General features: G+C 56.9%; 18 protein-coding genes. 16 read left to right on the plus strand and 2 right to left on the minus strand.

Going from position 1 to position 18,649, the window contains the following annotated elements; genetic code table 11:
* Nucleotides 1-45: 45 nt before the first annotated feature.
* From mazG to queE, 4 genes are all read left to right on the plus strand, one after another.
* A complete protein-coding gene (gene mazG / locus BBA90_RS05755) occupies nucleotides 46-837 on the plus strand; it encodes a nucleoside triphosphate pyrophosphohydrolase (protein WP_084798750.1) in 792 nt (263 codons plus the stop codon).
* A 251-nt stretch (nucleotides 838-1,088) separates the two neighbouring features.
* Nucleotides 1,089-2,726 carry a glutamine hydrolyzing CTP synthase gene (gene pyrG / locus BBA90_RS05760; RefSeq protein ID WP_065648316.1) on the plus strand — a complete coding sequence of 546 codons (1,638 nt, stop codon included), beginning with the start codon at nucleotides 1,089-1,091 and terminating at the stop codon, nucleotides 2,724-2,726.
* Between the two features lie 76 nt (nucleotides 2,727-2,802).
* Entirely contained in the window at nucleotides 2,803-4,101 is a 1,299-nt protein-coding gene (gene eno / locus BBA90_RS05765) for a phosphopyruvate hydratase (RefSeq protein WP_065648317.1), read from the plus strand.
* A gap of 149 nt (nucleotides 4,102-4,250) precedes the next feature.
* Nucleotides 4,251-4,922, plus strand: coding sequence for a 7-carboxy-7-deazaguanine synthase QueE (gene queE / locus BBA90_RS05770; protein WP_065648318.1), 672 nt, complete (start codon nucleotides 4,251-4,253; stop codon nucleotides 4,920-4,922).
* 145 nt (nucleotides 4,923-5,067) lie between these two features.
* On the opposite strand, the gene BBA90_RS05775 is transcribed toward queE, so the two are convergent.
* Both BBA90_RS05775 and queD read right to left on the minus strand, forming a co-directional pair.
* Complete coding sequence (locus tag BBA90_RS05775) at nucleotides 5,068-5,667, minus strand: inorganic diphosphatase (RefSeq protein WP_065648319.1); 600 nt, start codon at nucleotides 5,665-5,667, stop codon at nucleotides 5,068-5,070.
* 246 nt (nucleotides 5,668-5,913) lie between these two features.
* Entirely contained in the window at nucleotides 5,914-6,276 is a 363-nt protein-coding gene (gene queD / locus BBA90_RS05780) for a 6-carboxytetrahydropterin synthase QueD (RefSeq protein ID WP_104085513.1), read from the minus strand.
* A gap of 293 nt (nucleotides 6,277-6,569) precedes the next feature.
* Between queD and cysJ the strand changes: the two genes are divergently transcribed.
* The 12 genes from cysJ to truD all read left to right on the plus strand — a co-directional run bounded on the left by cysJ (nucleotide 6,570) and on the right by truD (nucleotide 18,582).
* The gene (cysJ, locus tag BBA90_RS05785; RefSeq protein ID WP_065648320.1) at nucleotides 6,570-8,375 is read left to right on the plus strand and encodes an NADPH-dependent assimilatory sulfite reductase flavoprotein subunit; all 1,806 of its coding nucleotides are present in this window, start codon (nucleotides 6,570-6,572) and stop codon (nucleotides 8,373-8,375) included.
* Nucleotides 8,375-10,099: an assimilatory sulfite reductase (NADPH) hemoprotein subunit gene (cysI, locus tag BBA90_RS05790; RefSeq protein WP_065648321.1), complete on the plus strand. Its 1,725-nt coding sequence runs from the start codon at nucleotides 8,375-8,377 to the stop codon at nucleotides 10,097-10,099. Before cysJ ends, cysI begins: the two co-directional genes overlap by 1 nt.
* A complete protein-coding gene (locus BBA90_RS05795) occupies nucleotides 10,096-10,830 on the plus strand; it encodes a phosphoadenylyl-sulfate reductase (RefSeq protein WP_065648322.1) in 735 nt (244 codons plus the stop codon). The genes cysI and BBA90_RS05795 overlap by 4 nt, the downstream gene beginning before the upstream one ends.
* A 269-nt stretch (nucleotides 10,831-11,099) precedes the next feature.
* Nucleotides 11,100-12,515, plus strand: a complete 1,416-nt coding sequence (gene cysG / locus BBA90_RS05800) for a siroheme synthase CysG (RefSeq protein WP_065648323.1) — start codon at nucleotides 11,100-11,102, stop codon at nucleotides 12,513-12,515.
* Between the two features lie 9 nt (nucleotides 12,516-12,524).
* Complete coding sequence (gene cysD / locus BBA90_RS05805) at nucleotides 12,525-13,433, plus strand: sulfate adenylyltransferase subunit CysD (protein ID WP_065648324.1); 909 nt, start codon at nucleotides 12,525-12,527, stop codon at nucleotides 13,431-13,433.
* A gap of 10 nt (nucleotides 13,434-13,443) precedes the next feature.
* The gene (gene cysN, locus BBA90_RS05810) at nucleotides 13,444-14,871 is read left to right on the plus strand and encodes a sulfate adenylyltransferase subunit CysN (protein WP_065648325.1); all 1,428 of its coding nucleotides are present in this window, start codon (nucleotides 13,444-13,446) and stop codon (nucleotides 14,869-14,871) included.
* Nucleotides 14,871-15,476, plus strand: a complete 606-nt coding sequence (gene cysC, locus BBA90_RS05815; protein ID WP_065648326.1) for an adenylyl-sulfate kinase — start codon at nucleotides 14,871-14,873, stop codon at nucleotides 15,474-15,476. The genes cysN and cysC overlap by 1 nt, the downstream gene beginning before the upstream one ends.
* A gap of 58 nt (nucleotides 15,477-15,534) precedes the next feature.
* Complete coding sequence (locus BBA90_RS05820; protein ID WP_065648327.1) at nucleotides 15,535-15,855, plus strand: DUF3561 family protein; 321 nt, start codon at nucleotides 15,535-15,537, stop codon at nucleotides 15,853-15,855.
* Between the two features lie 169 nt (nucleotides 15,856-16,024).
* Nucleotides 16,025-16,342 (plus strand): cell division protein FtsB, encoded by a 318-nt coding sequence (gene ftsB / locus BBA90_RS05825; RefSeq protein WP_039379853.1) that lies wholly within the window; start codon nucleotides 16,025-16,027, stop codon nucleotides 16,340-16,342.
* Between the two features lie 4 nt (nucleotides 16,343-16,346).
* Nucleotides 16,347-17,063, plus strand: a complete 717-nt coding sequence (ispD, locus tag BBA90_RS05830; protein WP_065648376.1) for a 2-C-methyl-D-erythritol 4-phosphate cytidylyltransferase — start codon at nucleotides 16,347-16,349, stop codon at nucleotides 17,061-17,063.
* Complete coding sequence (gene ispF, locus BBA90_RS05835; protein WP_065648377.1) at nucleotides 17,063-17,542, plus strand: 2-C-methyl-D-erythritol 2,4-cyclodiphosphate synthase; 480 nt, start codon at nucleotides 17,063-17,065, stop codon at nucleotides 17,540-17,542. Before ispD ends, ispF begins: the two co-directional genes overlap by 1 nt.
* Nucleotides 17,539-18,582 carry a tRNA pseudouridine(13) synthase TruD gene (gene truD, locus BBA90_RS05840; protein WP_065648328.1) on the plus strand — a complete coding sequence of 348 codons (1,044 nt, stop codon included), beginning with the start codon at nucleotides 17,539-17,541 and terminating at the stop codon, nucleotides 18,580-18,582. The genes ispF and truD overlap by 4 nt, the downstream gene beginning before the upstream one ends.
* The last annotated feature ends 67 nt before the right edge of the window (nucleotides 18,583-18,649 follow it).

An 18,649-nucleotide genomic window follows, 5' to 3' on the forward strand; every position in this document is an offset into this window, starting at 1 on the left:
CCCTTAACGGCGGCCCTTTTTATACTGTTTTTTAGAGGATTCTCCATGACAGCCCTGAACCGTCTGCTTACCCTGATGCAAACCCTGCGCGATCCGGTGCGCGGTTGCCCGTGGGATCGCCAGCAGACATTTGCCACTATTGCGCCTTATACGCTGGAAGAGACGTATGAAGTGCTTGATGCTATCCAGCGGAGAGATTTTACCGATCTGCGCGATGAGCTGGGCGACCTGCTGTTTCAGATTGTGTTCTATGCCCGTATGGCAGAAGAAGAAGGGCGTTTTAACTTCGACGATATCTGCAACGCAATCGGCGACAAGCTCGAGCGCCGTCATCCGCATATCTTTGGCAGCGCTGAGGCTGAGAGCGCCGAAGAGGTACTGCAGAACTGGGAAGCGATTAAACAGGATGAACGCGCGGCGAAAGCGCAGCACTCGGCGCTGGATGATATTCCGCGCGCGCTGCCGGCGCTGATGCGGGCGCATAAAATCCAGAAGCGCTGCAGCAGTGTAGGCTTTGACTGGGACAGCCTCGGACCGGTGCTGGATAAGGTGCATGAGGAGATTGATGAAGTCATGCATGAAGCGCAGCAGGCCACTGTCGACAGCGACAAGCTGGAGGAGGAGATTGGCGATCTGCTGTTTGCGACGGTAAATCTGTCACGCCATCTCGGCAGTAAAGCGGAAATCGCGCTGCAGAAAGCCAATGACAAATTTGAGCGTCGCTTCCGCCACGTAGAGCAGATTATTACGGCGCAGGGATTGAGTATGCCGGCAGCAACGCTGGAGCAGATGGAAGCGGCATGGCAGCAGGTAAAACTGAGTGAGAACAATCACTAGCTTGTGCAGCGTTATACTGCTGGTTATTCCAGCAGTGCGCATAATTCATCCGCTTGCGCTTACTCGATTCAGCCATCCGGCAACTTTGTGACATGCGTCAACATTTTCTGGCTGACTATCCGTTATGTTAGCCGCTGCACGGCGCGGGAGGATGGTGTGATTCATCAATTGTGGCTGGGGACGACTTCGGGTATACTGCTTTCCCGTCCTGGTTATTCCATCGTCTTTAAACCTAAACTCTCAGGTTCAGCATGACAACGAATTATATTTTTGTGACCGGCGGGGTCGTTTCCTCTCTGGGCAAAGGCATTGCCGCAGCCTCCCTCGCAGCTATCCTCGAAGCACGTGGTCTGAATGTGACCATCATGAAACTCGATCCGTATATTAACGTTGATCCGGGTACCATGAGCCCGACGCAGCATGGTGAAGTATTTGTCACCGATGACGGGGCCGAAACCGATCTGGATTTAGGTCACTACGAGCGTTTCATTCGCACCAAAATGTCGCGTCGTAACAACTTTACTACCGGTCGTATCTACTCAGAAGTGCTGCGCAAAGAGCGTCGCGGTGACTATCTGGGTGCCACGATCCAGGTTATTCCACACATCACCAACGCTATCAAAGAGCGCATCATCGAAGGTGGCGAAGGTCATGATGTCGTGCTGGTTGAGATTGGTGGCACCGTAGGCGATATCGAATCCCTGCCGTTCCTGGAAGCGATTCGCCAGATGGCGGTAGACGTTGGCCGTGAACACACCATGTACATGCACCTGACGCTGGTGCCGTATATGGCCGCAGCGGGTGAGGTAAAAACCAAGCCTACTCAGCACTCAGTTAAAGAGCTGCTGTCGATTGGTATTCAGCCTGATGTACTGATCTGCCGTTCCGATCGCGCGGTACCTGCCAACGAGCGGGCAAAAATTGCGCTGTTCTGTAACGTGCCGGAAAAAGCCGTTATCTCGCTGAAAGATGTCGACTCCATTTATAAAATCCCGGGCCTGCTGAAGTCGCAGGGTCTGGATGACTATATCTGTAAACGCTTTAATCTGAACGCACCGGAAGCTAACCTCGCCGAGTGGGAGCAGGTTATCTATGAAGAAGCGAATCCGGGCGGAGAAGTGACCATCGGTATGGTCGGCAAATATGTTGAGCTGCCGGACGCCTATAAGTCAGTGATTGAAGCGCTCAAGCATGGCGGCCTGAAAAACCGCGTCACCGTGAACATCAAACTGATCGATTCACAGGATGTGGAGACGCGCGGCGTTGAGATCCTGAAAGATCTCGATGCGATTCTCATTCCCGGCGGTTTCGGCTATCGCGGCGTGGAAGGCAAGCTGATGACGGCACAGTACGCGCGTGAAAATAACATTCCGTATCTCGGCATCTGCCTCGGTATGCAGATTGCGCTGATGGAGTTCGCACGTAATGTGGCCGGGATGGAAGGCGCCAACTCCACCGAATTTGTGCCAGACTGTAAATATCCGGTGGTCGCGCTGATCACGGAATGGCGTGATGAACATGGCAACGTTGAGCAGCGTACTGAGCAGAGCGATCTGGGCGGTACTATGCGTCTGGGTAGCCAGCAGTGTCAGCTGACGCCGGAAAGCAAAGTACGCCAGCTCTACGGTTCTGATGTGATTACCGAGCGTCACCGTCACCGTTATGAAGTCAACAATCTGCTGCTGAAGCAGATTGAAGCAGCGGGGCTGCATATTGCGGGCCGTTCCGGCGATGATCAACTGGTTGAGATTATTGAAATCCCGAACCATCCGTGGTTTGTGGCCTGCCAGTTCCATCCGGAGTTCACGTCAACACCACGTGATGGTCATCCGCTGTTTGCCGGCTTTGTGAAAGCCGCGCAGGAGCACCAGAAGCGTTTAGCGAAGTAAGAGTTTACGAACAACGCGCGAACTTTTCGCGCGTTGTTTGTCTTAGGATTGACTAACTTGTACTGAGGAAAATCGAATGTCCAAAATCGTTAAAGTCATTGGTCGCGAAATCATCGACTCCCGTGGCAACCCGACTGTAGAAGCAGAAGTGCATCTGGAAGGCGGTTTCGTTGGTCTGGCGGCAGCTCCATCAGGCGCTTCTACCGGTTCACGTGAAGCACTGGAGCTGCGCGACGGTGATAAGTCTCGCTTCCTGGGCAAAGGCGTAACCAAAGCGGTTGCAGCGGTTAACGGCCCAATAGCTGACGCGGTAAAAGGCAAAGATGCCAAAGACCAGGCGAACATCGATAAGATCATGATCGAGCTGGACGGTACTGATAACAAATCCAACTTCGGTGCAAACGCCATCCTGGCTGTTTCTCTGGCCGCAGCGAAAGCTGCTGCAGCATCAAAAGGCCTGCCGCTTTACGCACACATTGCTGAGCTGAACGGCACCCCAGGCAAATACTCTATGCCGCTGCCAATGATGAACATCATCAACGGCGGTGAGCACGCGGATAACAACGTGGATATCCAGGAGTTCATGATCCAGCCTGTGGGCGCGAAAAATATCAAAGAAGCCATCCGTATGGGTTCTGAAGTCTTTCACAACCTGGCTAAAGTGCTGAAAGCCAAAGGCATGAGCACTGCAGTCGGTGATGAAGGTGGCTATGCGCCTAACCTCGGCTCCAACGCTGAAGCGCTGGCGGTTATCGCTGAAGCGGTAAAAGCAGCGGGCTATGAGCTGGGCAAAGATATCACCCTGGCGATGGACTGTGCCGCGTCTGAATTCTATAAAGATGGCAAATATGTTCTGGCTGGCGAAGGCAACAAAGCGTTCTCTTCTGAAGAGTTCACTCACTTCCTGGAAGATCTGACCAAACAGTACCCAATCGTTTCTATCGAAGATGGCCTGGATGAGTCTGACTGGAACGGCTTCGCTTACCAGACCAAAGTGCTGGGCGACAAAATCCAGCTGGTAGGCGACGATCTGTTTGTCACCAATACCAAAATCCTGAAGGAAGGTATTGATAAAGGCATCGCGAACTCTATCCTGATCAAATTCAACCAGATCGGCTCTCTGACCGAAACGCTGGCTGCGATCAAGATGGCGAAAGATGCAGGCTACACGGCCGTTATTTCTCACCGTTCAGGCGAGACAGAAGATGCCACTATCGCTGACCTGGCGGTAGGTACGGCAGCGGGCCAGATCAAAACCGGTTCCATGAGCCGTTCTGATCGTGTTGCTAAGTACAACCAGCTGATCCGTATTGAAGAAGCGCTGGGCGAAAAAGCACCATTCAACGGTCTGAAAGAAGTGAAAGGCCAGGCGTAATCGCCTGCAGGTGCTGCTCCGTGCAGCACGCTTTGCCTGAAAGCCCCGCTATAAGCGGGGCTTTTTGTTTTTCAGGGCACAAAGCGGCTGTGAAGCTGCAGTAAAAATCTGCCATAATCTGCGCCCCGAATGAGAGACGTGAGTGAAAAATGTTCTACCCGATTAACGAAATGTTCCAGACGCTGCAGGGCGAAGGGTTTTATACCGGCGTGCCGGCCATCTTTATCCGCTTACAGGGATGTCCGGTGGGATGCAGCTGGTGTGATACCAAACATACCTGGGAGAAGCGCGCGGATCGGGAGACCTCACTGGGTGATATTCTGGTCAAAACAGTGGAGAGTGATGCCTGGGGAAGTGCAGACGCGGCCACGCTGATTGACACTATTGCCCAACAGGGCTGGAGCGCGCGCCACGTGGTGATCACCGGCGGCGAGCCGGCAATTTTTGACCTGCGTCCGCTGACGGAGGGGCTGGAAGCGCACGGATTCCAGTGTCAGATCGAGACCAGCGGCACCCATGAGGTGCACTGCTCTGCGGCGACCTGGGTCACGGTATCACCAAAGGTGAATATGCGCGGTGGCTATGATGTGCTGCTGCAGGCGCTGACGCGCGCAGATGAGATCAAGCATCCGGTGGCGCGCGAACGTGACGTGGAGGCGCTTGATGAGCTGCTGGCAGAGCTGCATGATGATAAACCGCGTATTGTGGCGCTGCAGCCGATCAGCCGCGGTGATGCCGCGACCCGGCTCTGTATTGAAACCTGCATCGCCCGTAACTGGCGGCTCTCCATGCAGACGCACAAGTACCTGAATATTGCCTGATTCACAGCAGGGGCGCATCAATGCGCCCCCTACGCACATATCCGTAGGGGCGCCATTTATGGCGCCCGGATAGAAATCGCACATCGGCCAGGGACGCATTAATGCGTCCCCTACGCACATACCGGTAGGGGCGCGCCCGGGCCAGCTACTGCTTCGCGTTATAGGCGTCAAACGCCTGCTTGATCTCCGCCCTGGCTTTAGCCGCATCCTCAAAACCGTTCAGTTCGACCTTTTTACGGCCATCCGGTAACTGTTTATACACCCGGAAAAAAGCCTCCAGCCGCTGCTGCTCAATGCGGGGCAGATCGCTTATCTCTTTAATATCATCATAGGTCGGATCGATTTTACTGGCGGGTACGGCGACAATTTTGTCATCCACTTCACCGCCATCAATCATTTTCAGCACGCCAATCGCACGCAGCTTAATCAGCGTGCCGGGCTGTAACGGCGCACGGGTGTAAAAAATCACATCCAGCGGATCGTTATCGCCGCCCAGTGACTGAGTCAGGGAACCATAGTTAGCCGGATACGCGACCGGCATCGACTGAAAGCGGTCAGCCACAATAAACCCGGTTTTCGCATCAGTTTCATATTTGATCGTTCCGCCTGCCGGAATTTCTGTCACCGCGTAAAACTCTTCCGGCATCTTCTCCGGCTGGGGAAAATCGAGCACGTTTTGCGCCTGAACGGCAGCAGAAGCAGAGATAAAAACAGCAAGCAGGGAAAGGTATTTCAAAAGGTTCATTGTTGATTCTCTTGAGTTTTAACAGAGGAGACAACAACGTAGAGGGGGATTGTTACAAAGAGATGAATCAGCAGTAATAGGCGATCCGGAGATGCATTCAGGTCAGACAGCGGTTCAGGTGCGGACCCGTGATCCCACGTTGCAGGAAGGCAGCAACCGCGTTCCTCCTCAGGCGCTTACATGAGTAAGTGACGGGGGTGGATAAGGGCAGCCAGCGCACCTGCAGCGTGGAAAACGCCGGTCCGGTCAGCCGCGGTAAACGCAGCCAGCAGTACACGTCTCTTTGATCATGACCGCGCTCAGCACCGGCAGCACCGGCTTAAGCTCATCCCAGATCCACTTCGCCAGCACTTCACTGGTGGGATTTTCCAGACCCGGAATATCGTTCAGATAGTGATGATCCAGTCGCTCATAGAGCGGACTGAAAATCGCTTTCAGTTCAGCAAAATCCATAACCCAGCCGGTATACGCATCCACTTCACCGGTTATTTCCAGTCGCACCAGAAAGGAGTGACCGTGCAGACGACCGCATTTGTGCCCTTCAGGCACGTGAGGTAAGCGGTGAGCCGCTTCAAACTGGAACTCTTTAAACAGCGTGGTAGACATAATGACTCTCAAACGAAAAAACCGCTGAAGTCTACCTCAAAAGCAGATTTTTCGCACCCGCCGGGGCGCAAAAGCGCATTTAACGCTATCCGGCAGGGTACCTGAAGATAAAACCCATATTTAACAAAGGGATAATTTACCACTTTTGGCGGTTACTGATACCCGAAAAACCGCTTAGTCATTTTGGTTATTTATTATGTCGAACCCTTATTTAATCGTTAATATACAGCTCGGTAACCTACCTCCTCTTCCACCGCTTCTCGGTCCGGACTTCTGACACTGGAATTTTTAACGCGATGACGACTCAGGCACCCCCAGGCTCCATGCTGCCGCTCTCTCCGGAGCAACTTGCGCGCTTACAGGCGGCGACCACGGAATTCAATACGACTCAGCTGGCCTGGCTTTCGGGCTACTTCTGGGGCATGGTCAACCAGACGCCCGGTGCGGTTGCAGCACCTGCTGCTCCGCCAGCGGAAACCCCGGGCGTGACGCTGATTTCAGCTTCGCAAACCGGCAATGCACGTCGCCTGGCAGAACAGCTGCGTGACGACCTGCTGGCAGCGAAGCTGAATGTCAATCTGGTTAACGCCGGTGACTATAAGTTCAAGCAGATTGGCCAGGAAAAGCTGCTGGTTATCGTCACCTCGACGCAGGGCGAAGGTGAGCCGCCGGAAGAGGCGGTCGCGCTGCATAAATTCCTGCTGTCGAAGAAAGCACCGAAAATGGACGGCGCGGCCTTTGCCGTGTTTGGTCTCGGCGACACCTCTTACGAGTTCTTCAGCCAGGCGGGTAAAGATTTCGACAGCCGTCTGGCAGAGCTGGGTGCAGAGCGCCTGCTGGATCGCGTTGATGCCGACGTTGAATACAGCGAGCTGGCCAGCGCCTGGCGCCTGCAGCTGACCGATCTGCTGAAAGCGCGCGTGCCGGTCGCACCTGCGGCGCAGATTGCGGCCAGCAGCACCGGCAATGTTAACCTGGTTGACAGCAGCCCTTACACGAAAGAGCTGCCGCTGACCGCCAGCTTTGCGCTGAATCAGAAAATCACCGGCCGCCTCTCTGATAAAGATGTGCGCCATATTGAAATCGATCTCGGTGACTCCGGCCTGCGCTATCAGCCGGGCGACGCGCTGGGCGTCTGGTATGAGAATGATGCTGAGCTGGTGCAGGAGCTGCTGCAGCTGGTATGGCTGAAAGGCGATGAGCAGGTAACGGTACAGGGCAAAACGCTGCCGCTGACTGAAGCGCTGCAGACGCAGTTTGAACTCACGGTCAACACGCCGCAGATAGTGGAGCGCTACGCCGCGCTGTCGCGCAATGAGGCGCTGCTGTCGCTGGCAGAAGATAAGCAGAAGCTGCAGAGCTATGCCCAGAGTTTCCCGATTGTGGATATGGTGCGCCAGGCGCCCACTGAACTGAATGCCGAGCAGCTGACGGGCTTACTGCGTCCGCTGACGCCGCGCCTTTACTCAATTGCGTCTTCCCAGGCGGAGAACGACACCGAGGTGCATATCACGGTGGGGGCGGTGCGGTATGAGATCGATGGCCGTCAGCGCGGTGGCGGCGCCTCAACCTGGCTCGCCGATCGGCTGGAAGAAGAGGGCGCCATCCGCGTCTTCATTGAACATAATGACAATTTCCGCCTGCCGGCTAATCCGGATGCACCAGTGATCATGATTGGTCCGGGCACCGGTATTGCGCCGTTCCGCGCGTTTATGCAGCAGCGTGATAATGACGGTGCCGGCGGTAAAAACTGGCTTTTTTTCGGCAACCCGCACTTCACCGAAGATTTTCTCTATCAGGTAGAGTGGCAGAAGTATGTTAAGCAGGGGCTGCTGACCCATATCGATCTCGCCTGGTCACGCGATCAGGCTGAGAAAGTCTATGTACAGGATAAAATCCGGGCGAAAGGCGCAGAGGTCTGGCGCTGGATCGAAGAGGGCGCTCACCTTTACGTTTGTGGCGATGCGAATCGCATGGCGAAAGATGTGGAGCAGGCATTACTGGATGTGGTGGTCGAACACGGCGGCATGGATCGTGAAACGGCTGATGAATTTTTGAGTGAGCTGCGCATTGAGCGCCGTTATCAGCGAGACGTTTACTAATGAGCGAAAAACACCCTGGACCGCTGGTGGTTGAAGGTAAACTTTCTGACGCCGAGCGTCTGAAAAAAGAGAGCAACTATCTGCGTGGCACCATCTTAGACGATCTCGACGATGGCCTGACCGGTGGGTTCACCGGCGATAACTTCCTGCTGATCCGCTTTCACGGCATGTATCAGCAGGACGATCGCGATATTCGCGCTGAGCGAGCTGAGCAGAAGCTGGAGCCGCGTCACGCCATGATGCTGCGCTGCCGTCTGCCGGGCGGCATCATTACCCCGACGCAGTGGCTGGCGATTGATAAGTTTGCGGCTGAAAAAACGCTCTATGGCAGCATCCGCCTGACGAACCGGCAGACGTTCCAGTTTCACGGCATTCTGAAAAAGAATGTGAAACCCACGCATCAGATGCTGCATGAAGTGGGACTCGACGCGCTGGCGACCGCCAATGATGTCAACCGCAACGTACTCTGCACCTCAAACCCGGTGGAGTCTGAGCTGCATCAGGAGGCTTACGAGTGGGCGAAAAAACTCTCTGAGCACCTGCTGCCGCAGACCCGCGCCTATGCGGAAATCTGGTGGGATAAGGAAAAAGTTGCGACCACAGATAAAGAGCCGATTCTTGGCGAAACCTATCTGCCGCGTAAGTTTAAAACCACCGTGGTGGTACCGCCGCACAATGATGTTGATCTGCATGCCAACGATCTTAACTTTATTGCCATCGCCGAGCACGGCAAGCTGGTCGGTTTTAATGTGCTGGTGGGTGGCGGTCTCTCTATCGAACATGGCAATAAAGCGACGTACGCCCGTACCGCCAGTGAGTTTGGTTTCCTGCCGGTAGAGAAGATCCTGGATGTGGCGGCGGCAGTCGTCACTACGCAGCGCGACTGGGGTAACCGTACCGATCGTAAAAACGCTAAAACCAAATACACCCTTGAGCGGGTGGGCGTTGAGACGTTCAAAGCGGAAGTGGAAAAGCGTGCCGGTCTGACTTTTGCGCCGGCGCGTCCGTACGAATTTACCACGCGCGGCGATCGTATCGGCTGGGTTAAAGGCATCGATAACAAGTGGCACCTGACGCTGTTTATCGAAAATGGCCGCCTGCTTGATTATCCGGGCCGTCCGCTGAAAAGCGGCATCGCCGAAATCGCCAGAGTACACCAGGGGGATTTCCGTCTCACCGCTAATCAGAACCTGATTGTGGCCGGTGTGCCGGAAGCGCAGAAAGCGCAGATTGAAGCGATTGCCCGCGAGCACGGACTGATGGAAAGCGTGACCCCGCAGCGTGAAAACTCAATGGCCTGCGTAGCGTTTCCGACCTGTCCGCTGGCGATGGCAGAAGCAGAGCGTTTCCTGCCGTCCTTTGTCACCAAAGTTGAAGAGATTATGCATCGTCACGGCGTGGGCGAAGAGCATATCGTATTGCGCGTAACCGGCTGTCCGAACGGCTGCGGTCGTGCGCTGCTGGCAGAGCTGGGACTGGTCGGCAAAGCGCCAGGCCGCTACAACCTGCATCTCGGCGGTAACCGGGTGGGTACGCGCATTCCGCGTATGTACCGTGAAAATATCACCGAGAGCGAAATTCTTGCCACGATTGATGAACTGGTGGCGCGCTGGGCAAATGAGCGCGAGGCTGGCGAAGGTTTTGGTGACTTCACGATCCGCACCGGTATCGTTAAAGCGGTGACGGATCCGGCTCGTGATTTCTGGGACGCGGAGGCTGTATGACCCTGCCCGATCTCGCCGTACTGAACAGCGGCAGCAAAGTTGATCGTATTATGGCGCTGGCTGAGAGCAATGTGCAGCTGGAGAAACTCTCTGCTGAAGCGCGCGTCAGCTGGGCGCTGGAACAGCTGCCGGGAGCGTTTGTGCTCTCCTCCAGTTTTGGTATCCAGGCGGCAGTGCTGCTGCATATGGTCACGCAGCAGCGGCCGGATATTCCGGTGATCCTCACCGACACCGGCTATCTGTTCCCGGAAACCTATCGCTTTATCGATGAGTTAACGGCAAAGCTCAACCTTAACCTGCAGATTTTCCGCGCGGAGACCTCGCCTGCATGGCAGGAAGCGCGCTACGGCAAACTGTGGGAGCAGGGCGTGGACGGCATTGAGCAGTATAACCAGCTCAATAAAGTGGAACCGATGAACCGGGCGCTGAGCACGCTGGGCGCGCAGACCTGGTTTGCCGGACTGCGGCGCGACCAGTCAGGCAGCCGGGCCAGTCTGCCGGTGCTGGCGGTCCAGCGCGGTGTCTTTAAGATCCTGCCTATTATCGACTGGGATAACCGTCAGGTGCATCAGTACCTGAAAGAGCATGGCCTGAGCTATCACCCGCTGCGGGATGAGGGCTATCTCTCAGTAGGGGACACCCATACCACGCGTAAATGGGAACCGGGCATGGCTGAAGAGGAGACGCGCTTCTTTGGCCTCAAGCGCGAGTGCGGTCTGCACGAAGGCTAACCCCAATCCACAGGGCGAATTTTCGCCCTGTTTTTTTATTCCTCTCTGGCCCACCTCTGCTAATTCCTAAAGTGATCCCCGCCTGGCTTCGGTCAGAATCGTCCCGCCTGAAAAAAGCGTTATAAAATCAGTTCTTAAGCAGAAAAACGCATCAGCTTTGCCACCGCTATATTCCATTTGGTAACTACTCATGCGAAATCGTAATTTCATCTGGCGGAATAGCGCGACGTATAGTCGCGATAACTTATTGTAAAACTAGCAAGGTTATCGTGGATTATCTGCCCCTCTTTGCCGATCTCAGACAGCGTCCGGTGCTGGTCGTCGGCGGTGGTGAAATCGCTGCCCGTAAAATTGAACTGCTGCGCCGGGCTGGCGCACGCATCCTGGTGGCCGCCCGCGAGCTGGGGCATGAACTGCAGGCGCTGGAGGCAGAGCAGGCCGTTGAGTGGATAGCCCGCAGTTTTGAGCCGTCTCAGCTTGACGGCGTATTTCTGGTGATTGCCGCTACCGATGATAACGCGCTTAATTCGCAGGTATTTGACGCCGCCAATGCGCGGCACAAGCTGGTTAACGTAGTGGATGACCAGCCTAAATGCAGCTTTATCTTCCCTTCTATTGTTGATCGCTCACCGCTGGTCGTTGCGATCTCATCCAGCGGCACCGCGCCGGTGCTGGCGCGGCTGCTGCGGGAAAAAATCGAAGCGCTGCTGCCGGCGAACCTGGGCCAGATGGCCGCACTGGCAGGAGAGTGGCGCGACAAAGTCAAACAGCGCTATCGCAAAATGTCCGATCGCCGCCGTTTCTGGGAGCGCGCCTTTAATGGTCTGTTTGCCAGTCAGATGGCGGCAGGCAATGTCAGCGCAGCGCGCCAGACGCTCGATCGTGAGCTGGAACACATCAGCGATAACCAGGGTGAAATTGCGCTGGTTGGCGCAGGGCCTGGCGACAGCGGCTTGCTGACGCTGCGCGGCCTGCAGGTGATGCAGCTGGCGGATGTGGTGTTGTATGACCATCTGGTCAGCGATGAGGTGCTGGATCTGGTGCGGCGCGATGCCGATCGCATCTGCGTCGGAAAACGCGCCGGTGCCCATTCGGTGCCGCAGGAAGAGACCAACCAGCTGCTGGTATCGCTGGCGCTGCAGGGCAAGCGCGTGGTGCGGCTGAAAGGCGGCGACCCCTTTATCTTTGGCCGCGGCGGTGAAGAGCTGCAGGCGGCGAAAGCGGCAGGCATTCCGTTCCAGGTGGTGCCAGGCATTACCGCTGCCGCAGGCGCGACCGCCTACGCCGGCATCCCGCTGACACACCGCGATCATGCCCAGAGCGTGATGTTTATTACCGGTCACTGCCGCGCCGACGGCGATGGCATCGACTGGCCATCACTGGCGCGTGCGCGCCAGACGCTGGCTATCTATATGGGCACCGTCAAAGCAGCAGAGATTGCCGCCGGACTGATTGACCACGGCCGCGATCCGCTAACGCCCGTGGCGGTAATCGGGCGCGGCACGCGTCAGGATCAGCAGGTGCTGACCGGAACCCTGAATCAACTTGAGGTGCTGGCAGCCGCCGCGCCGACGCCTGCGCTGTTAGTGATTGGCGAAGTGGTGAACTTGCACGGGCAATTAGCCTGGTTTCAACATTCTGCACAGCAGGGGGCTCGCGAGTCCGCCGTTGTCAATTTGGCTTGAGGAAAAACTATGGACCAAAATCGTCTTACTCATCTGCGTCAGCTGGAAGCAGAGAGTATCCATATCATCCGCGAGGTGGCGGCCGAGTTCAGCAATCCGGTGATGATGTACTCCATCGGTAAAGACTCTTCGGTGATGCTCCACCTGGCGCGTAAAGCATTCTTCCCGGGAACGCTGCCGTTTCCTCTGCTGCACGTTGATACCGGCTGGAAATTCCGCGAAATGTATGAGTTCCGCGATCGCACGGTGAAAAACATGGGTGCCGAGCTGCTGGTGCACCGTAATCCGGAAGGCGTGGCGATGGGGATTAACCCGTTTGTCCACGGCAGCGCCAAACACACCGATATTATGAAGACGGAAGGACTGAAGCAGGCGCTGAACAAGTACGGTTTTGATGCCGCCTTTGGTGGCGCGCGTCGTGATGAAGAGAAGTCGCGTGCGAAAGAGCGCATCTACTCTTTCCGCGACCGTTTTCATCGCTGGGATCCTAAAAATCAGCGCCCTGAGCTGTGGCACAACTACAACGGCCAGATCAACAAGGGCGAAAGCATTCGCGTATTCCCGCTCTCTAACTGGACCGAACTCGATATCTGGCAGTATATCTTCCTGGAAAACATCGAAATCGTGCCGCTCTACCTTGCTGCGCTGCGCCCGGTTCTGGAGCGCGACGGCATGCTGATGATGATTGATGACGATCGTATCGATCTGCAGCCAGGCGAAGAGATCATCGAGCGCATGGTGCGTTTCCGTACGCTGGGCTGCTGGCCGCTGACCGGCGCCGTAGAGTCTGAAGCGCAGACGCTGCCGGAGATTATCGAAGAGATGCTGGTCTCCACCACCAGCGAACGACAGGGACGTATGATTGACCGCGACCAGGCGGGATCGATGGAACTGAAAAAACGCCAGGGTTATTTCTAAGGAGACGCAGATGAATACCGTTATTGCACAACAGATTGCCGAGCAGGGTGGCGTAGAAGCCTGGCTGACGGCGCAACAACATAAGAGCCTGCTGCGTTTCCTGACCTGCGGCAGCGTTGATGACGGCAAGAGCACCCTGATTGGTCGCCTGCTGCACGACACGCGACAGATTTATGAAGATCAGCTCTCTTCCCTGCATAACGACAGCAAACGGCACGGTACCCAGGGTGAAAAACTCGATCTGGCGCTGCTGGTCGATGGCCTGCAGGCGGAACGCGAGCAGGGCATTACTATCGATGTCGCTTATCGCTACTTCTCGACGGAAAAACGCAAATTTATTATTGCGGATACCCCGGGGCATGAGCAGTACACCCGTAATATGGCCACCGGCGCCTCAACCTGCGATCTGGCTATTCTGCTGATCGACGCGCGCAAAGGCGTGCTGGATCAGACCCGGCGCCACAGCTTTATCTCTACGCTGCTGGGCATCAAACATCTGGTGGTGGCGATCAACAAAATGGATCTGGTGGAGTATCGCCAGGAGACATTTGAGCAGATCAAACAGGATTATCTCGACTTCGCGGCTCAGCTGCCGGGCGATCTGGATATTCGCTTTGTGCCGATGTCCGCGCTGGAAGGGGACAATGTCGCCACCCCGAGTACCACCATGCCGTGGTACAGCGGTCCGACGCTGCTGGACGTGCTGGAAACGGTTGAACTGAAGCGCGTGGTCGATCACCAGCCAATGCGTTTCCCGGTACAGTACGTTAATCGCCCTAATCTCGACTTCCGCGGCTACGCCGGGACGCTGGCGTCCGGTACCGTGCGACCGGGACAGCGGGTAAAAGTACTGCCTTCTGGCGTGGAGTCCACTATCGCCCGCATCGTGACCTTTGACGGCGATCTGCCGGAAGCGGCAGCGGGGGAGGCGATTACCCTGGTGCTGAACGATGAGATCGATATCAGCCGGGGCGACCTGCTGGTTGCTGCCGATGCCGATCTGCAGGCGGTACAGTCCGCTACGGTTGACGTGGTCTGGATGGCGGAGCAGCCGCTGCAGCCAGGGCAGAGCTATGAAATTAAAATTGCCGGTAAAAAAGCGCGTGGGCGGGTGGAAAAAATTCTGCATCAGGTGGAGATCAACACCCTGGCAACGCACACCGTTGACAGCCTGCCGCTGAACGGTATCGGGCTGGTGGAGATCACTTTTGATGAGCCGATGGTGCTGGATCCTTATCAGCAAAACCCGGTGACCGGCGGCATGATCTTTATCGACCGCCTGAGCAACGTCACCGTAGGCGCTGGTATGATCAATCAGCCGCAGAGCGCTGCACCTGCTACAGCGGGTACCTATAGCGCCTTTGAACTGGAGCTGAATGCGCTGGTACGTCGCCACTTCCCGCACTGGAACGCACGCGATCTGCTGGGCGGTGCGTAATGGCGCAGCATGATGAAAACGTGGTGTGGCACGACCATCCGGTCACCCGGACGGCGCGTGAGCAGCAGCATGGTCATCAGGGTGTCGTACTGTGGTTTACCGGGCTGTCCGGCTCGGGTAAATCCACCGTAGCGGGTGCGCTGGAGCAGGCGCTGCATCAGCTTGGCGTCAGCACTTATCTGCTGGACGGTGACAACGTGCGACACGGCCTGTGCCGCGACCTGGGTTTCAGTGATGACGATCGCCGGGAGAATATCCGGCGCGTAGGTGAGGTTGCCAGGCTGATGGTCGATGCCGGGCTGGTGGTACTGACCGCGTTCATCTCGCCGCACCGCGCTGAACGGCAGATGGTGCGCGATCTGCTGGGCGAGGGCGAGTTTATTGAGGTCTTTGTCGATACGCCGCTGGCGGTATGCGAAGCGCGCGATCCGAAAGGATTGTATAAAAAAGCGCGCGCCGGCGAACTGCGCAATTTCACCGGTATCGACAGCGCCTATGAGGCGCCAGAGGCCGCTGATATCACGCTGGATGGCGAACAATTGGTTACAAAACTCGCGGCCCAATTGTTAGACCTGCTGCGCCGCCGCGATATCATCAGATCCTGAACCGACGCGGCAAATGCCTTCACCGGGTTTGCCGCATTTTAGCGTCAACAGGATCTCTATGCAGAACGTCACTCCCATGCTCGCACGCAAAGACGACAGCTTGCCTGAAGAGCCGCGCTCTTCGTTACCCGGCGGCGTCATTGGCTTTTTCGCCTACTGGTGTGCGCTGGCAATCCCCTTTCTGCTCTACGGCTCTAATACGCTGTTCTTTTTTCTCTATACCTGGCCTTTTTTCCTCGCGCTGCTGCCGGTATCGGTGCTGGCCGGCATTGTGCTGAGCCTGATGATGCGCGGGCACCTGTTCTGGTGCGCCGTTGCGACTGGCCTGCTGGTCATCTGCCTGTTCTGGCTGCTGTTCTCTTATCTGTCCGGCTGGTAAGCGCAGAGATGTGCAAACGCATCGGCTGGTTACAAAAGTTTGCCTGCTGTTTTCCGCGTCCGCCTGCTATAAATGATCCGGATAAATCTGCTTACGCGCCATTTTCGCTGCCGCAGTGGAGTCCGGACTCAAGTTATGGGATGATTGGGCCGTTTTTCAGGGGGCGGGGATGGGAAAACTGACGTTACTGCTGCTCGCGCTACTGGGATGGTTGCAATATTCCCTGTGGCTGGGCAAGAACGGTATCCATGATTACACACGCGTCAGCGAAGACGTGGTGTCACAACAGGCGAATAACGCCAAACTCAAAGCGCGAAACGATCAGCTGTTTGCCGAAATTGACGATCTCAATGGCGGTTCAGAAGCGATTGAAGAACGCGCACGCAGCGAGCTGGGTATGATTAAACCCGGCGAGACTTTCTATCGCCTGGTGGCAGACCAGAACAAACGTAATGCGCAGCAATCTGCGCAAAATCAGCAACGATAACAACATGACTCACCACTCTCACGCTGCGGATGTGATTGCCGTCGTGCCGGCTGCCGGTGTCGGCAGCCGCATGCAGGCGGCGTTTCCCAAGCAATATCTCACTATTGGTACCATGACGCTGCTTGAACACAGCGTGGCGCGCCTGCTGGCTAACGCCGCGGTGCAGCAGGTTATTGTCGCCGTCAGTGCTGACGACGGCTGGTTTGATTCGCTGCCGCTGGCGCACGATCCGCGCGTGGTGCGGGTTACCGGCGGCGCAACGCGCGCCGAGTCGGTGCTGGCAGGCCTGCAGCACATCAAAGAGAGCGCGTGGGTACTGGTGCACGACGCCGCGCGCCCGTGCCTCCATGCTGACGACCTGGCACGGCTGCTGGCCGCGCGGGATCACACTCAAACCGGCGCCATTCTGGCCGCACCGGTACGCGATACCATGAAGCGCGCTGAGCCGGGCCAAACCGCGGTGGCGCATACCGTTGAACGTGACGATCTCTGGCATGCGCTGACGCCACAGTTTTTCCCGCATACGCTGCTGACTGCCTGTCTGAGCCGGGCGCTCAGCGAAGGTGCCACCATTACTGATGAGGCGTCAGCGCTGGAGTATTGCGGCTATCATCCGCAGCTGATTAGCGGGCGCAGCGACAACATCAAGGTCACGCGACCGGAAGATCTGGCGCTGGCGGCCTTTTACCTTACTCAGATTCAACGACAGGAGAACGCATGATGCGTATCGGTCACGGCTTCGACGTTCACGCTTTTGGCGGTGAAGGTCCCCTGGTGATTGGCGGGGTGCGTATCCCGTTTGAGCACGGTTTTATCGCCCACTCCGACGGTGACGTTGCGCTGCATGCGCTGACCGATGCCCTGCTGGGCGCGGTAGCGATGGGCGATATTGGCAAGCTCTTTCCGGATACCGATCCGGCGTTTAAAGGGGCGGACAGCCGCGGGCTGCTGCGTGAGGCGTGGCGCCGTATTCAGGCAAAAGGCTACGTCATTGGCAACGTTGACGTCACGATTATCGCGCAGGCGCCTAAAATGCTGCCGCACGTGCCGCAGATGCGCGTCAATATCGCCGAAGATCTGGGCTGCCACATGGATGCGGTTAACGTGAAAGCCACCACCACCGAAAAGCTGGGCTTTACCGGACGCGGTGAGGGTATCGCCTGCGAGGCAGTGGCACTGCTGGTAAAGGCTGACGCATGAGTGAGCTGCACTTTCTGCACGGCGTGCCCGCTGCCACTGGCATCATTAAAGCGCGTCCGGATGATTTTGTGGTGATCGAAGATCTCGGTTATCCCTATGACGGTGACGGCGAGCAGCTGCTGGTGCGCATCCGTAAAACCGGCTGCAACACGCGGTTTGTTGCTGAAGCCCTGGCAAAGTATCTGGGGGTGCCGGCGCGCGACCTGAGCTATGCCGGCATGAAAGACCGCCACGCCGTGACTGAACAGACGCTCTGTTTTCGCCTGCCGGGTAATGCAATGCCGGTCATGAGCGGCTTTCACCTTGAAGGGGTTGAGATCCTGCAGGTGATCCGGCACAGGCGTAAGCTGCGGACCGGCGCGCTGGCAGGAAATGCCTTTCGTCTGGTGATCCGTGACGTGTCTGACCGTGCAGACGTTGACGCACGCCTGCAGCAGATCCAGACGCAGGGCGTGCCCAACTATTTTGGCGAGCAGCGCTTTGGCCGCGGCGGTAATAATCTTCAGCAAGCGCAGCGCTGGGCAGAAGAGCAGTTTCATCCGCGCGATCGCAACATGAAAAGTCTGCTGCTGTCAGCCGCGCGCAGCTACCTGTTTAATCAGGTAACCAGCGCGCGTCTGCAGCGCGACGGTTCGCTGCAGCAGGTGCAGGCAGGCGATGCATTGCAGCTTGCCGGACGCGGCAGCTGGTTTGTGGCTGCCGCCGATGAGCTGCCGGTGCTGCAGCAGCGCGTGGCCGCGCATGAGCTGCGCATCACGGCACCGCTGGCGGGACGGGGTGAAGCGGGCACACAGGGTGAAGTCGCCTCATTTGAGCAGCAGCAGCTGGCGCAATCGCCAGCCCTGCTGACGCTGCTGACGCGTGAAAGGGTTGATGCCTCCCGCCGCGCCATGCTGGTAGTGCCAGACAATCTGCAGTGGCAGTGGCAGGATGACGCCACGCTGGCGCTGCAGTTCTGGCTGCCCGCCGGCAGCTTCGCTACCAGCCTGGTGCGCGAGCTGCTGAGCAACGGCGCTGCGGCACCGCTCGGCGACGAGTAGTGCTGGTTCCCTTGCGCTGACCTCCGGCGCATTATTCCACCCGGCCGCTGGCCGGGTTCTCACCACT

The organism is Pantoea eucrina, assembly GCF_001691555.1.
GTDB classification, from domain to species: domain Bacteria; phylum Pseudomonadota; class Gammaproteobacteria; order Enterobacterales; family Enterobacteriaceae; genus Pantoea; species Pantoea borealis.

What these genes read in the sequence shown, in the direction of transcription:
- mazG (WP_084798750.1), top strand. Translation starts at nt 46, where the DNA reads ATGACAGCCCTGAACCGTCTGCTTACCCTGATGCAAACCCTGCGCGAT.
- BBA90_RS05775 (WP_065648319.1), bottom strand. Translation starts at nt 5,667, where the DNA reads ATGAACCTTTTGAAATACCTTTCCCTGCTTGCTGTTTTTATCTCTGCT.
- cysC (WP_065648326.1), top strand. Translation starts at nt 14,871, where the DNA reads ATGGCGCAGCATGATGAAAACGTGGTGTGGCACGACCATCCGGTCACC.
- BBA90_RS05795 (WP_065648322.1), top strand. Translation starts at nt 10,096, where the DNA reads ATGACCCTGCCCGATCTCGCCGTACTGAACAGCGGCAGCAAAGTTGAT.
- cysJ (WP_065648320.1), top strand. Translation starts at nt 6,570, where the DNA reads ATGACGACTCAGGCACCCCCAGGCTCCATGCTGCCGCTCTCTCCGGAG.
- BBA90_RS05820 (WP_065648327.1), top strand. Translation starts at nt 15,535, where the DNA reads ATGCAGAACGTCACTCCCATGCTCGCACGCAAAGACGACAGCTTGCCT.
- eno (WP_065648317.1), top strand. Translation starts at nt 2,803, where the DNA reads ATGTCCAAAATCGTTAAAGTCATTGGTCGCGAAATCATCGACTCCCGT.
- ispF (WP_065648377.1), top strand. Translation starts at nt 17,063, where the DNA reads ATGCGTATCGGTCACGGCTTCGACGTTCACGCTTTTGGCGGTGAAGGT.
- ftsB (WP_039379853.1), top strand. Translation starts at nt 16,025, where the DNA reads ATGGGAAAACTGACGTTACTGCTGCTCGCGCTACTGGGATGGTTGCAA.
- ispD (WP_065648376.1), top strand. Translation starts at nt 16,347, where the DNA reads ATGACTCACCACTCTCACGCTGCGGATGTGATTGCCGTCGTGCCGGCT.
- queE (WP_065648318.1), top strand. Translation starts at nt 4,251, where the DNA reads ATGTTCTACCCGATTAACGAAATGTTCCAGACGCTGCAGGGCGAAGGG.
- cysI (WP_065648321.1), top strand. Translation starts at nt 8,375, where the DNA reads ATGAGCGAAAAACACCCTGGACCGCTGGTGGTTGAAGGTAAACTTTCT.
- cysN (WP_065648325.1), top strand. Translation starts at nt 13,444, where the DNA reads ATGAATACCGTTATTGCACAACAGATTGCCGAGCAGGGTGGCGTAGAA.
- truD (WP_065648328.1), top strand. Translation starts at nt 17,539, where the DNA reads ATGAGTGAGCTGCACTTTCTGCACGGCGTGCCCGCTGCCACTGGCATC.
- pyrG (WP_065648316.1), top strand. Translation starts at nt 1,089, where the DNA reads ATGACAACGAATTATATTTTTGTGACCGGCGGGGTCGTTTCCTCTCTG.
- cysD (WP_065648324.1), top strand. Translation starts at nt 12,525, where the DNA reads ATGGACCAAAATCGTCTTACTCATCTGCGTCAGCTGGAAGCAGAGAGT.